Raw genomic sequence first — 13,610 nt, 5'->3', positions numbered from 1 at the left:
ATGGCTTACTCAACGCTATTGATCGAAAAGGGCGTGGCGCGCCTGACTTTAAACCGCCCAGAGGTGCATAACGCCTTTGACGACAGCCTGATCGCTGAACTGAACGCCCATCTAGACGAATTGCATGCGCTAGCCAACGCCGGCGACGTTCGGGTAGTGGTACTTGGCTCCGAAGGTAAAAGCTTCTCTGCAGGCGCTGACCTTAACTGGATGAAGCGCATGGTCGATTACGACCTGGAAAATAACTTAGCGGACTCTCGTAAGCTCTCAGCACTAATGTATGGGCTAGATACCTTGCCCTGCCCCACGGTTTGCCGTGTGCAGGGGGCCGCCTTTGGCGGCGCGGTGGGTCTTGCCGCCTGTTGCGACCTGGTGATCGCTTCAGATAAAGCTAAATTTTGCCTGTCGGAAGTGAAAATTGGCTTATCGCCTGCGGTGATTAGCCCCTATGTGCAGCGCGCGCTTGGCGAGCGCCAAATGCGTCGTTATGCACTCACTGCTGAAGTGATGGATGCACCGACAGCGATGGCACTCGGTTTAGCCCACCAAGTCGTTGAACACGATGCCTTGGATGGCGCCGTAGACGCTATGCTCGACACCCTTCTGGGTGGCTCTCCCCAAGCCCAACGGGCAACCAAAGCACTGCTGGCAAGCGTGGCTCAGGCACCCGACAGTGACGCCACCCGAGAACACACCTGCCAAGTGATCTCCAAACTGCGGGTGAGCCAAGAGGGTCAAGAGGGCTTAGCTAGCTTTTTTGAAAAGCGCCGCCCTGCCTGGACGCAACCGTCTGGCCTTCAAGAACCCAACACTGCTGCGGAGCCACGCTCATGACGCTTGACCTTACTAAATTCGACACGTTGTTAGTGGCCAACCGCGGTGAAATTGCCTGTCGCGTGATGCGCACCGCCCGACGTATGGGGCTGAAAACGGTTGCCGTTTATTCAGACGCCGATGCTACGGCTCGTCATGTGCGCGAGGCCGATGAAGCAGTGCGTTTAGGCCCCGCTGCCGCCCGCGAAAGTTACCTTAATGTCGATGCGGTTATCGATGCAGCCAAGCGCACCGGCACTGGCGCCATTCACCCCGGCTACGGCTTTCTTTCAGAAAACGGTGGGTTTGTTAAAGCCCTTGAGCAAGCGGGCATCATCTTTGTAGGCCCCCCAGCGTCGGCAATTGCCGCGATGGGCGACAAATCTGCCGCAAAAGCCCGTATGGCCAATGCGGGCGTGCCGCTGGTACCTGGCTATCATGGCGACGATCAGGATGATGCGCTGCTGCGCAGCGAAGCCGACAAAATCGGTTATCCGGTGATGTTGAAAGCCAGCGCTGGTGGCGGTGGTAAAGGCATGCGCGTAGTTGAAAGCGCCGAAGGTTTTCAAGCAGCGCTTGATGGCTGCCGACGTGAATCCAAAGCCGCATTCGGCGACGACCGCATGTTAATAGAGAAATACTTGGTGCAGCCTCGTCACGTCGAAGTACAGGTATTCTGCGACCGCTACGGCAATGGCGTGTACTTATTCGAGCGGGATTGCAGCGTTCAGCGCCGCCATCAAAAAGTCATTGAAGAAGCCCCCGCTCCCGGCATGACGCCAGAACTGCGCAGTGCGATGGGCGACGCCGCCGTTCGCGCGGCAAAAGAAATTGGCTATGTGGGTGCAGGTACCGTGGAGTTCCTGCTCGACGCCGACGGCTCGTTCTACTTTATGGAGATGAACACACGCCTACAGGTTGAGCACCCCGTCACTGAAATGATTACCGGCCAGGATTTAGTCGAATGGCAGCTGCGCGTTGCGATGGGCGAACCACTCCCCTGCACGCAAGACGAGCTAACCATTACCGGCCATAGCTTTGAAGCACGCCTGTATGCCGAAGACCCAGAACAAGACTTCCTGCCGGCTACCGGCTTATTGACTCGCTTCGCATTAGATTTAGAAGGTGCTGACTTAGATAGCGATCGGGTACGTTTAGACAGCGGCGTAGAAAGCGGCGATGTGGTTTCCATGCACTACGACCCTATGCTGGCCAAACTGATTGTTCACGGCGCTGACCGGGATGCGGCGCTAGCCACTCTCAACCGCGCCCTGGCGGCGCTGGATGTGCAGGGCGTGGTGACTAACCGCGCCTTCCTACAACGCTTGGCAAATCACCCTGGTTTTAAAAACGTCGAGCTCGACACGCGTTTTATCGAACGCAATGAAGCCACCCTGTTTGCTCCGCGCAGCTACTCTACCGAAGCCTATGCCAGCGCCGCGCTTATCGGCCTGAACCAACTGGCTCAAGAATGCGAAAGCGACTCCCCATGGGATCGCCACGACGGCTTCCGCTTGAATGCACCACATACGATTCGTATTGCGCTGTGTGACCCGGCAAGTGCCCAGGCAGCCGACAGCGATGAAGCGGTGGTGATTGTTGAAGGTAAGCGCGAAAGCGGCGAATCACTTTGGAATCTGACCATCGGTGATCAAACGCTGACCGCTAGCCTACAACCGCTGACAGGCGACGCCGTGGCCGTCACGCTAAACGGCCATCGCCGCCGTCTACAGGCACGCCGCGATGGCCATATCGTGGTGATGGCTGAACCCAGTGGCGAAACACGCCTCTTCTGGCGACGCATCGATGCCATTGACCACGGTCACCATGAAGCGGAATCAACGCTGACTGCCCCCATGAATGGCACCGTGGTAGCACTACTGGTAGCCCCTGGCGCGGCGGTAGAAAAAGGCATGCCGTTGATGGTCATGGAGGCGATGAAGATGGAGCACACTATGACGGCGCCTGCCTATGGTAGCGTGGAGACGTTCCACTTCCAGTCGGGCGATACCGTGAGTCAAGGTGACGTGCTACTCGACTTTGCCCCCAGCGAATAGGAGCTAACCGATGGCGCTGCCTACGTCTATTAAACTGTTTGAAATGGCCCCCCGCGATGGCCTTCAAAACGAACCGGGCACCCTGGTGCCCACCGCCACCAAAATCGAACTGATCGAACGGCTGGCGAATGCTGGCCTGACCCATATTGAGGCCGCCAGCTTTGTCTCGCCAAAATGGGTACCACAAATGGGTGATGCCAGCGAGGTAATGCGCGGTATTGCCCGCAAACCCGGCGTGGTTTATTCGGCGTTAACGCCTAACCTGAAAGGCTTGGAAGGAGCACTGGCAGCCGGCGTTGAAGAAGTAGCGGTATTTGGCGCCGCTTCTGAGGCGTTTTCTCAGAAAAACATCAACTGCTCGATTGCTGAGTCGCTGACGCGCTTTGAGCCAGTGCTTGCGCGAGCCAATGAAGCAGGTGTGCGGGTGCGTGGCTATGTGTCCTGCGTACTGGGCTGCCCCTATGAAGGGGACATTTCGCCGCAAAAAGTCGCCGAGGTAGCAAAAGCACTGTATGAGATGGGCTGCTATGAAATCTCCCTAGGTGACACCATCGGTGTCGGCACGCCGCTAGCCGCTAAGCGGATGATTGAGGCTGCCCGCCAGCAGGTGCCCATCGAGCATTTAGCTGCTCATTTCCACGATACCTATGGCATGGCGCTAGCTAACTTGTATGCCGTAATGGAAGAAGGCGTGAGCGTGATTGACGCAGCGACTGCAGGACTTGGTGGCTGCCCCTATGCCAAAGGTGCATCCGGCAATGTGGCAACCGAAGACGTACTTTACCTGCTGGAGGGGCTGGGCATTAACACGGGCATAGACCTCCAGGCAGTCATTGATACTGGCGTCTGGATCACTCGGCAACTCGGCCGCAAGCCCAGCTCTAAAGTCGCGTTGGCCAAAAGCACGGTTAGTTAATAATAAATATAGAGGCCAACTGCTTTCTTCCCGTTGAGACAAAAAAAACAGTTCGGAGAGACACCCATGGCATCACCTGCACACACCCTACCTAGCTACACCAGCAGCACCGCAGATAAACCGCTGCTGGGCATGACCATTGGCGATAAATTTGACCAAATCGCCGCACAGTATCCCGAAAACGACGCGCTGATCGCCCTTCATCAGAACATTCACTGGAGTTATCGCCAGCTTCAGGAAGAAGTTAACCGCTGTGCCCGCGCACTGTTGGCCATTGGTGTTAAAAAAGGCGACCGAGTCGCCATCTGGGCACCTAACTGCTACGAATGGACCCTGACCCAGTTTGCCACCGCCAAGATTGGCGCGATTCTGGTAAATATTAACCCTTCCTACCGCACCCATGAGTTGGACTACGCGCTCAATCAATCCGGCGCGCGCTTTCTGATTACCGCCAATCAATTCAAAAGCTCTGATTACACCGCCATGCTGTTTGAACTCGCGCCTGAGCTAAACAACAGCGCGGAGGGTCAGCTAAAAGCACAAAAGCTGCCTGATCTTGAGTGCATCATCAACCTGAGCAGTGACAAGCATCATGGCATGTGGCGTTGGGAAGACTTCATTCAGGAAGCCAATAAGGTCAGCCAGACGGATGTCGATGACCTACAAGCCACGCTGCAGTTTGATGATCCGATCAATATTCAGTACACCTCGGGCACAACGGGCTTTCCGAAAGGCGCGACGCTCTCTCACCACAACATTCTCAACAATGGCTTCTTCGTTGCCGAAAGCATGGGCTTTACCAGCGAAGACCGCTTGGTCATTCCCGTGCCGCTCTACCACTGCTTTGGCATGGTCATGGGCAACCTGGGCTGCATGACCCACGGCGCAGCCATGATTTATCCAGATGAAGGGTTTGATCCCGGTAAAGTGCTAAAAGCGGTACACGAGCAAAAAGCCACCGCGCTGTACGGCGTACCCACCATGTTCATCGCCGAGCTAGAGCATCCTGACTTTGCCACTACCGACTTTTCTTCGCTGCGCACCGGCATTATGGCGGGTTCTATTTGTCCTGCAGAAATCATGAAGCAGGTCATCGAAAAGATGAACATGAAAGGCGTACAGATCGCCTACGGCATGACAGAAACCAGCCCGGTTTCCACCCAAACCGGCGCTAACGACACCATTGAAAAGCGCGTTTCCACCGTTGGCCGCACCCAACCCCACCTGGAAAGCAAGATCGTCGATCCTGGCAACGGAGGCATTCTGCCCCGTGGTGAAATTGGCGAGCTATGCACCCGTGGCTACAGTGTGATGCTCAAGTACTGGAACAATGACAAAGCCACGACTGAGGCCATTGACGAAGCTGGCTGGATGCATACGGGCGACCTTGCCACCATGGACGAGGAAGGTTACATCCAGATCGTTGGCCGTATTAAAGACATGGTGATTCGCGGCGGTGAGAATGTATATCCTAAAGAGATTGAGGAGTTTTTATACGCCCACCCTGCGATTTCAGAAGTACAGGTCACCGGTGTTCCGGATAAGAAGTATGGCGAAGAATTAATTGCCTGGGTGAAGCTCAACAGCAGCGCAGGAGACGTCACTGGAGAAGACCTGCGGGAGTACTGCAAAGGCAAAATCACTCACTTTAAGATTCCCCGTTACTTTAAATTTGTTGATGAGTTCCCAATGACGGTAACCGGTAAAATTCAGAAATTTAAAATGCGCGAAATTTCTATCCAAGAGCTTGGGCTTGAGGATCAAAAATAACCCTTTAATTAACGCCGGCCCATGGTCGGCGTTAATTTCTGTATGACATTGAGACACCGACATGTCCACTCACCAGCGGCTAGCCGAGCACTACCACCAAGGGTTACGCGATGACGATATCCTTAGCCAAATTCGCACCCACTACCCTGATGGCCCGACGCTTCACCAACTTGCCCCGCTAGACCAGCTACATATCGGTGGTATTACCGCCTCTAAAAAGCTGCTTAACCTGCTTGATCCTTCGCAACATACGAAAGTGCTTGATATAGGCTCAGGCTTAGGCGGATTAATGCGCCAAGGGGCAGCGCTAGGTTTTCAACTTACCGGTTTAGATATCACCCACCGCTTTAACGTACTTAACCAGGCGCTGACTAACTTATCGGCTTCTCCGGCAAATTCGTCACTTAGCTGGGTTACCGGAGATGCCTGCGCGTTACCCTTTCCAGAGAGCACATTTGATGCAGTGCTATTTCAGCACAGCCTGATAAATATGCCCGACCCCGCCCAGGTTATTGCCGAAAGCCGACGTGTGCTCCGCCCAGGTGGCAAGCTTGTCATGCATGAAGTCGTTAGTGGTAAAAATATCGCCGAATTGCGCTACCCGGTTCCTTGGGCAGCATCGCCAGAGCATTCACACTTACTTTCGATGGCAGAATTGACGGACTTGCTGACAGCAAACAGCTTTCAGATTCAGCACAGTGAAGATTGGAGCAGCACTGCGCTTGAGTGGCGTCAGCGGCAACGCCAGAAAGAGCAGACCAATACTGTCGCCGTGCTCTCTCCGCAATGGGTATTTGGCAAGCGCTTTTTAAAAATGGGTAAAAACCTGCTAGAAAATTTATCAAATAACGCAATTAACGTGGTAGAAATCAGCGCCTGTTGCTAGGCTGATTAAGATAACTTCCTTACCAAGGGACACGAGGAACGCCAATGAAACGCTTGGCAAGCACCCTGATTTGTAGCTTTGCTGGCTCAATGCTGCCGTTACTGAACTGTTTTGCCAGCGGTGGAGATACCGACCTCGCCTATGCGTCTCCAAACAGCGAGCTCATGTCCCTGCGCAACGGTGTTGTTCTAGAAGGCAGCGACTTAAGCAGCCTCGATAGCTACACCACTGGCTTTCGTTTTACGGCCGGCTTTAGTCCATGGCAGCTACCACAGTTGGATATTGGCGCTGAGATTGCCTACCGCGAAAGTGAAGAAGTTCCCATCTCTTCCAGTGTTGACCCTCTTATCATGGATACTCTCAGCCTGGGCGGAGCGATCGTAGCTGGCGTGCGAATGGGAGCCTTCAGCGTTTACGCCAAGTCTGGCCTCACCGAGTGGCGTGGCGAAACCGATCAACCATTAGCTGACGACGGCGGCACCGCCTTCCTGCAAGGCTTTGGTGCCACCATGACCATCAATCGTTTGGTAAGCCGCGTAGAGTACGAACGCATCGATGCCCCCACCCTCAGCCACCTCAATATGTTAAGCGCCTCCCTGCACCTGCCGTTCTAACTCAAACTGTTCACTGTTATTAATTTATCCTTATTTAAAACTTCTGCTTGGCTTTTCACCTCTTTTTGTAAGAGATCTCCTACACCTTGTAAGCCATTGCCTACAAGACCGTAAACGATTGTTTAAAAGCACCTTTAGCGATTGCAGTTTGTGCTTAACACGCTACTTTGGACGATTCTGACTTTTTCAGTAATGATCCAAGGAGCGGCACGATGGCACAGGGAACGGGCCTACAATTCACCCTCTCGCTACCCGGAGCGAGGGACACGGCGGTGGTGCGTTTTATCCACCGCGAGGCGCTGTCAGAGCCGTTTGTGCTCTCGGTGGAATTTGCCAGCCGTACCCATGACCTGTCGCCCTCTGATTGTTTGGATCAGAATGCCACGCTGACGATCTGGCAGGATGGCGAGCCGCTGCGCCGCGTGCATGGCATCGTCAGTGAGTTTCATCGCGGTGATCGCGGTCACCGCCGCAGCTTTTATCGTGTCGAGATTCGCCCCGCCCTGTGGCGGCTGTCGCTGCGTCACAACTCGCGTATCTTTCAAGACATCGCGCCGTTTGATGCCATCACCACCCTGGCCAACGAGCGTGGGCTTACCGATATGGGCGTGTCTGCCTTCCGTGAGCCCGCCGAGCGTGAGTTTCTGGTTCAGTACCGCGAGACCGATCTGGCCTTTATTGAGCGCTTAGCTGCCGAAGAGGGTTATTTCTACTTTCACGAGTTTGAGAATGCGGATGGCGGTCAACACCGTTTGGTATTTGCCGATGCCGCCGTGATTCTGCCCAACGTCGGCGAGCGCACCTACCACGGCCGTGCGGGCGGTACACCGCCCCAGCGCCACCTGCGCAAGCTGCGTCAGGTCAGCCGTGTGCGCCCTGCCTCGGTCACGCTCAAGGATTACAGCTTTAAGAACCCCGCCTATGCACAGCGCCACCAGCATGAGGCTCGCGACCTGGAAGCACATGCCCAGCGGGAGGATTACGAACACTTCGATTACCCAGGGCGCTATAAAAAAGACGCCTCCGGCAAGCCGTTTACCCGCCACCGCCTGGAAGCGCTGCGCGCTGATGCTACCACCGCCGAGGCGGAGAGTGACTTACCTGAACTGGCCCCCGGCCTGTGCTTTACCCTCACCGAGCACGACACGGAAAGCTTGAACCAGGAATGGCAAGTGGTCTCGGTGGTGCACTACGGGGAACAGCCCCAGGCCCTGGAAGAAGATGCCGCAGGGGGTGACGGCATGACCCGCTACCACAACGAGGTGGTAATCATGCCGCGGGATCAACCCTTTCGCCCGACGCCCGCCCCCAAGCCCCGAGTCGATGGCCCTCAGGTGGCGTTCGTGGTCGGGCCAGAGGGCGAAGAGATCTACTGCGACGAACATGGCCGCGTTAAAGTGCAATTTCCCTGGGACCGCTACGCCGAACCCAACGAGACCGCCAGTTGCTGGGTACGGGTTGCCCAAGGCTGGGCAGGCGGCGGCTATGGCAGCATGGCAATACCGCGGATCGGCCATGAGGTTATTGTCTCGTTTTTAGAAGGCGACCCGGATCAACCACTGGTTACTGGCCGCACCTACCACGCGGTGAACCGGCCCCCGTACCCGCTGCCGGAACATAAGACCCGCACGGTATTGCGCACCCAGAGCCACCAAGGCAGTGGCTTTAACGAACTGCGCTTTGACGACAAAACCGATCAAGAGCAGATCTGGCTCCACGCCCAAAAAGACCTGGAATTGCTGACCCTCAACGACCGCACCGAAGAAATCCGCCGACATAGCCACCTCACCGTTCACCACGACCGCCTCAGCGAGATCCACCACGATGATCACCTGACGGTACACGGCAAACGCCACGCCCTGATCAAAGGCGATGATCACCTCCAGGTCGATGACACCCGCCATGAACACTACGGCGAGGCGCAGTTGGTCGAGGCAGGCCGTGAACTGCACCACAAAGCGGGCAGCCAGATCGTGTTGGATGCGGGCAATGAAATTACCCTTAACGCGGGCGGCAGCTTTATCAAGCTGGACAGCGGCGGCGTGACCATCGTCGGCGCCATGGTCAAGATCAACTCCGGCGGCAGCCCCGGTCGTGGCCGCGGCCACGCCATTGTGCTGCCGCGGTTACCGGGTGAAGCCGCCTCGGAAGCCAGTGAGTACGTCACCCTAGAACCGCACCAAACCCCGCTGCTGGTCAGCGATATTATCGCCGCCACGCCGCTCGCGATGGAGGATATCGACATCGCCGATGGTCTGGCCGACCAGTGCAGCGCCTGCGAGCCTGCGGTGGGCAGCCCGGTCAACCCGCTGCTCGGCGCCAAGCTGCTGCCCGCCGAGACCGATTTTGCGCTACCGGCGCCACGGCCCTGGGTGTTTAGCCGCGGCTACCTCTCCAGCAATGCGCACATCGGCGCGCTTGGCCAAGGCTGGTCGTTGCCTGGGGAGAGTCTGTCGATCACCCTCAACGCGGATGCTTGTATTATCCACGACGCACAGGGGCGCGAGATTACCTTTGGCTCACTGGCCCCCGGTCAGGCGCGCCACTCGCCCACCGAGCAGCTATGGATACGCCGTGGGGGTGCCTCAGTCGATGAAGAGAGCAACGCGTCTCGCTGGCAAGCGTTAGACGAAACGCTGCGAAGTGATCCTGAGCATATTGTGCTCAGCGATGCCAGCGGCCTCTATTATGTGTTTGCACCTTCCACCGTAGAGCAGGAGGAAACAACCGACACCGACACCGCCCGCTGGCCGCTGATTGAAGAGCGCGACCGCAACGGCTATACCACCCAGTACCACTGGGAAGCAGACCTGCTGGTACGGGTGATCGACAGTGCCCAGCGTCACTATCAGTTGGTCTATGACCGTGTCCTTCCCGCCCAGCCTGATGACGCTGGGCTGCGCTTAACCGGCGTCAAGCTGATCCAGGACCACGACGGCAGCGCCCAGGACGACTGGTTAGTCCGTTACTCGTTTAACTCCGTCGGTGACTTGATCGCCGTGCGCCACCGCCACGGTGAGGTGATGCGCGAGTTCGAGTGGGACACCCATATGTTGACGGCTCATCGCGTCCCCGGGGGGATAGAAGCCCACTACACCTGGGATCGTCATGCCCCGGATGGCCGCGTGATCGGTCAACAGGAAGCCGGCGGCCTGGCGCGGTCGTACCGCTACGAGGTGGATCACACCCTGGTCACCGACAGCCTGGGCCGCGAAGAGCGCTTCCACTTTGTGGGCAGCGGCCCCGGCAAACGCTGGACAGCCCACACCCGCGCCGACGGCTCACGCATCGAGTTCCGCTACGACCGTGCCGGGCGTAAGGTGGCCACGATTGATTCGCTAGGGCGTGAGACGCTGATCGAGCGCGACGACCACGGCCAGGTGGTCGGCCAGACCACCCCGGATGGCAGCCGCTGGACCATCGAACGGGATGCCCTGGGACAGCCGATGCGCCTCGACGGCCCCGACGATCAGCGCTGGCAGATCAAACGCAATGACCGTGGTCATCCTATCTCTGTCACTGGGCCAGAAGGCACCACCGCCTTCGCCTATGAGAACGCGTCACTTCCTGACCGGCCCACCACGCTGACGGATGCGGTTGGGGCCACCCACCAGCGCGAGTACAACGCCCTGGGCCAAATCACCGCCCAGACCGACTGCTCCCAGCAACGTACCACCGTCACCTACGACCGCCACGGCTATCTGGCCAGTGTCACCAACGCCCTGAACGAGACGACTCGCACCCAGCACGACGAACGCGGCCAGCGAGTCGCCACCCAACTCCCCGACGGACATTACTGGCACCACCATGTGGACCCTCAAGGGCGGCTGGTCGAGTTGGAAGGGCCCCACGGGTTCCGGCAACAGATCTTCTATGATGACCACGGCCGTCCGGTGCAGCGCATCGAGGCCGACGGCAGTCAGCAGCACACCGCCTACGATGACGCTGGGCGACTCAGTGAACTCACTCTGGGCAACGGCGCGGTGTACCGCTTTACCTATGACACCATGGACCGTCTCGCCAGCGAGACCGGCCCCGATGGCCGGGAACAGCAGTACCGCTACGACGACGCCGGGCAACTGATCGAGCGAGTGGAAGCCAACCGCCCCGGCCCTGACGGCCAGCCACTAGTGACGCGGTACGACTACGATAACGCCGGGCGTCTTATCACCCGCCACTTGCCCGCCACCGAGCACGCCCCCGCCAGCAGTGAACACTACCACTGGGGCACCCATGGGCAACTGGACAGCGTCACCAACGACCACAGCGAAGTCACGTTCCGCTACGACCACGCCCAACGGATGATCGGCGAACAGCAACGCCATGCCAGCCTCGAAGGCGCCACCAACGAACACACGGCGTGGAGCTGGCAACACCAGCACACACTCACTGCTACCGGCGCGCCCCAGGCCAGCCAGTTCGGCGAGTTACCGGCCCTTAACTGGCACACCTACGGCAGCGGCCACCTGCACGGTCTCAGCGCCCCCGACCTCCACCTGGAGATCGCCCTCGAACCCGATGCCCTGCACCGCGAGACCCAGCGCCGCCTGAGCCTCAGTACCGGCGTTAGTACCGGCGATCACACCCAGCCGCTGATCTTAGAGCGTGGCTATACCGCCACGGGCCAGGTGGATCACCTCGCATTGCGCAGCCCCCACAGCGCCGGTGAGCAACACTACCAATACGACGCCCTGGGCAGAATGACCTTCCGCACCCAGCAGCATTCACAAGGGCAAGGCCAAACCAGCCCGACCATTGCGTATAACTACGACAAGGCCGGGCGCTTAATCGGCAGCCAGCACGGCCACGATGCCCACCGCTACCCGGTGGATGCCGCCGGTAACCGCAGTGCCGCGAGCAGCTCCACACCTAATGCCACCAACCAGCTCGCCCAGCTTAACGGCACCCGCTACCGCTACGACGGCGCAGGCAATCTGATCCATCGCGAACACCCCGACGGCGAGCGCCTCACCTTGGGTTACGACGGCGCCAACCGGCTGGTGCAACTGACCCACATCAGCAAACTGGGCTATACCCGCCACGCCAGCTACCGCTACGACGCCCTGGGCCGCCGCATCAACAAAACCGTGAGCCACACCGATGGCACCACCGCCACCACCCACTACGGCTGGGACGGCGACCGCATCGTACGGGAAGAGACCAACCACCAACGCACCACGGTGGTCTACGAACCGGGCAGTTTTGTTCCCATGCTACGCATTGATGAAACCCAAGACCCGCAAGGCAACCAAGACACGCAACTCAGCGCCTATATCACCGACGCCCTGGGCACCCCGCTGCAACTGCTCAGCCCCAACGGCCAGCCCCGCTGGCTCGCCGAGCCCGATGACTGGGCGGCCGTCACCAACCAACGCGCCGTGCGTGGCGTCACCCAACCGATCCGCTTCCAAGGCCAGTGGCACGACGAAGAGAGTGGCCTGTACTACAACCGACACCGCTACTACGACCCCGAGCAGGGGCGTTATATCAGCCAGGATCCGATTGGGTTAAGGGGCGGCACAAACTTGTATGGCTACGTCACCAATCCGACAGGCATGGTGGATCCGTTGGGGTTGTTTGGGGCTGGGTTTAATAGCGTAAGCGGCGCCTACGGTCCTCAGGCATTAGAAAAACACGGTGCGAATATACCACTGCCGTCACCAGAGCCTATGGGGCAAGTAATGACAGGAGGTGATTACCGTCCCGGTATAGGCGCACTCTTCCCCTCCAGCATGTCAGCCTTTGCTAAAGACCCACAAATGCGGGATGCGTTAGTCTTTCAGGGCGCTTCGAGAAATGATATTACGCTGCCAGCGGCAGCAGGAGCCTTAGGCATGCCCATGGCAGGCGCTGCCGCGCCGGGGGCCGCAAAAGTGGCAGCAGGAGCGAGCAGTGCTGTCGCCGCAAGTGCTAATCAGCTCAGCCTTAAGGCCGTCTGCAGTGTTGCGACCGTATCGCCAGGAGCGGCAACTGCCATTGCTAGTCCGGCTGTGCAAGGAGTTGCCTTAGACTTTATTGGAAGTGCTCTGCCTGGGCCTCCGACACCAAATAAATCTGGTGCTTTTGGCTATGTCTTTGGTCAAGAGTTTAGTCCAGAGGAGTGGGGGCGATGAAAAATAAAAAATGGAATGATATAGCTAATTTTTCCCTTGGAATTTTATTTATTACTTTGGGTGTGAGTGTGCTGGTAAGCGGAAAAATAAAAGGAATGACGTTAGGAGATGAGCGGGTAATCCCAGCTGCTGCAGTGCTAGCCGTCGGTGGATGGATTTTGATCTCTTATATACTCAAGTTTTTAAAAAAACATAGGCTAAAGAAGTAAGATGAGGACATAGTGCCAGGTCACAATCCGCCAGGGGGGCACTGTGCTGTATTCCTTGGCGGTTGCAGGGCAATCACAATCAGCGCTATTCACTATGACTCAATCACATCAAACTTAGGTACACCTACGGCAGCGGCCACCTGCACGGTCTCAGCGCCCCCGACCTCAACCTGGAGATCGCCCTCGAACCCGATGCCCTGCACCGCGAGACCCAGCGCCGCCTAAGCGAAGC

The 13,610-nt window shown here is 57.8% G+C and carries 8 protein-coding genes and 1 pseudogene; all 9 read left to right on the top strand.

Annotated elements, in window-relative coordinates; all coding sequences use genetic code 11:
- On the top strand, positions 1-834 hold the full coding sequence (locus L1X57_RS13430; protein WP_009724562.1) for an enoyl-CoA hydratase/isomerase family protein: 834 nt from the start codon (positions 1-3) through the stop codon (positions 832-834).
- Positions 831-2,870, top strand: coding sequence for an acetyl/propionyl/methylcrotonyl-CoA carboxylase subunit alpha (locus L1X57_RS13425; RefSeq protein ID WP_009724561.1), 2,040 nt, complete (start codon positions 831-833; stop codon positions 2,868-2,870). Before L1X57_RS13430 ends, L1X57_RS13425 begins: the two co-directional genes overlap by 4 nt.
- A 10-nt stretch (positions 2,871-2,880) precedes the next feature.
- Positions 2,881-3,786, top strand: a complete 906-nt coding sequence (locus L1X57_RS13420) for a hydroxymethylglutaryl-CoA lyase (RefSeq protein WP_009724560.1) — start codon at positions 2,881-2,883, stop codon at positions 3,784-3,786.
- Between the two features lie 66 nt (positions 3,787-3,852).
- Positions 3,853-5,556, top strand: coding sequence for an AMP-binding protein (locus L1X57_RS13415; RefSeq protein WP_009724559.1), 1,704 nt, complete (start codon positions 3,853-3,855; stop codon positions 5,554-5,556).
- A gap of 61 nt (positions 5,557-5,617) precedes the next feature.
- Positions 5,618-6,442, top strand: coding sequence for a class I SAM-dependent methyltransferase (locus L1X57_RS13410; protein WP_009724558.1), 825 nt, complete (start codon positions 5,618-5,620; stop codon positions 6,440-6,442).
- Positions 6,443-6,486: 44 nt separating this feature from the next.
- Positions 6,487-7,056: a hypothetical protein gene (locus L1X57_RS13405; RefSeq protein WP_009724557.1), complete on the top strand. Its 570-nt coding sequence runs from the start codon at positions 6,487-6,489 to the stop codon at positions 7,054-7,056.
- A gap of 212 nt (positions 7,057-7,268) precedes the next feature.
- A pseudogene (locus L1X57_RS13400) lies at positions 7,269-9,221 on the top strand (type VI secretion system Vgr family protein); the annotation flags it as partial.
- 63 nt (positions 9,222-9,284) lie between these two features.
- A complete protein-coding gene (locus L1X57_RS13395) occupies positions 9,285-13,169 on the top strand; it encodes an RHS repeat-associated core domain-containing protein (protein ID WP_234668058.1) in 3,885 nt (1,294 codons plus the stop codon).
- Positions 13,166-13,378, top strand: a complete 213-nt coding sequence (locus L1X57_RS13390; RefSeq protein WP_009722102.1) for a hypothetical protein — start codon at positions 13,166-13,168, stop codon at positions 13,376-13,378. The genes L1X57_RS13395 and L1X57_RS13390 overlap by 4 nt, the downstream gene beginning before the upstream one ends.
- Positions 13,379-13,610: the final 232 nt, after the last annotated feature.

It is taken from the genome of Halomonas sp. TD01 (assembly GCF_923868895.1).
Taxonomy (GTDB): Bacteria; Pseudomonadota; Gammaproteobacteria; order Pseudomonadales; family Halomonadaceae; genus Vreelandella.
The sequence above is the reverse complement of the archived record's forward strand: the minus strand, read 5'-3'. Positions and strand labels throughout refer to the sequence as shown.

Coding starts and splice junctions, on each gene's coding strand:
- L1X57_RS13390 (WP_009722102.1), top strand. CDS start 13,166: ATGAAAAATAAAAAATGGAATGATATAGCTAATTTTTCCCTTGGAATT.
- L1X57_RS13395 (WP_234668058.1), top strand. CDS start 9,285: ATGGAGGATATCGACATCGCCGATGGTCTGGCCGACCAGTGCAGCGCC.
- L1X57_RS13420 (WP_009724560.1), top strand. CDS start 2,881: ATGGCGCTGCCTACGTCTATTAAACTGTTTGAAATGGCCCCCCGCGAT.
- L1X57_RS13425 (WP_009724561.1), top strand. CDS start 831: ATGACGCTTGACCTTACTAAATTCGACACGTTGTTAGTGGCCAACCGC.
- L1X57_RS13430 (WP_009724562.1), top strand. CDS start 1: ATGGCTTACTCAACGCTATTGATCGAAAAGGGCGTGGCGCGCCTGACT.
- L1X57_RS13410 (WP_009724558.1), top strand. CDS start 5,618: ATGTCCACTCACCAGCGGCTAGCCGAGCACTACCACCAAGGGTTACGC.
- L1X57_RS13405 (WP_009724557.1), top strand. CDS start 6,487: ATGAAACGCTTGGCAAGCACCCTGATTTGTAGCTTTGCTGGCTCAATG.
- L1X57_RS13415 (WP_009724559.1), top strand. CDS start 3,853: ATGGCATCACCTGCACACACCCTACCTAGCTACACCAGCAGCACCGCA.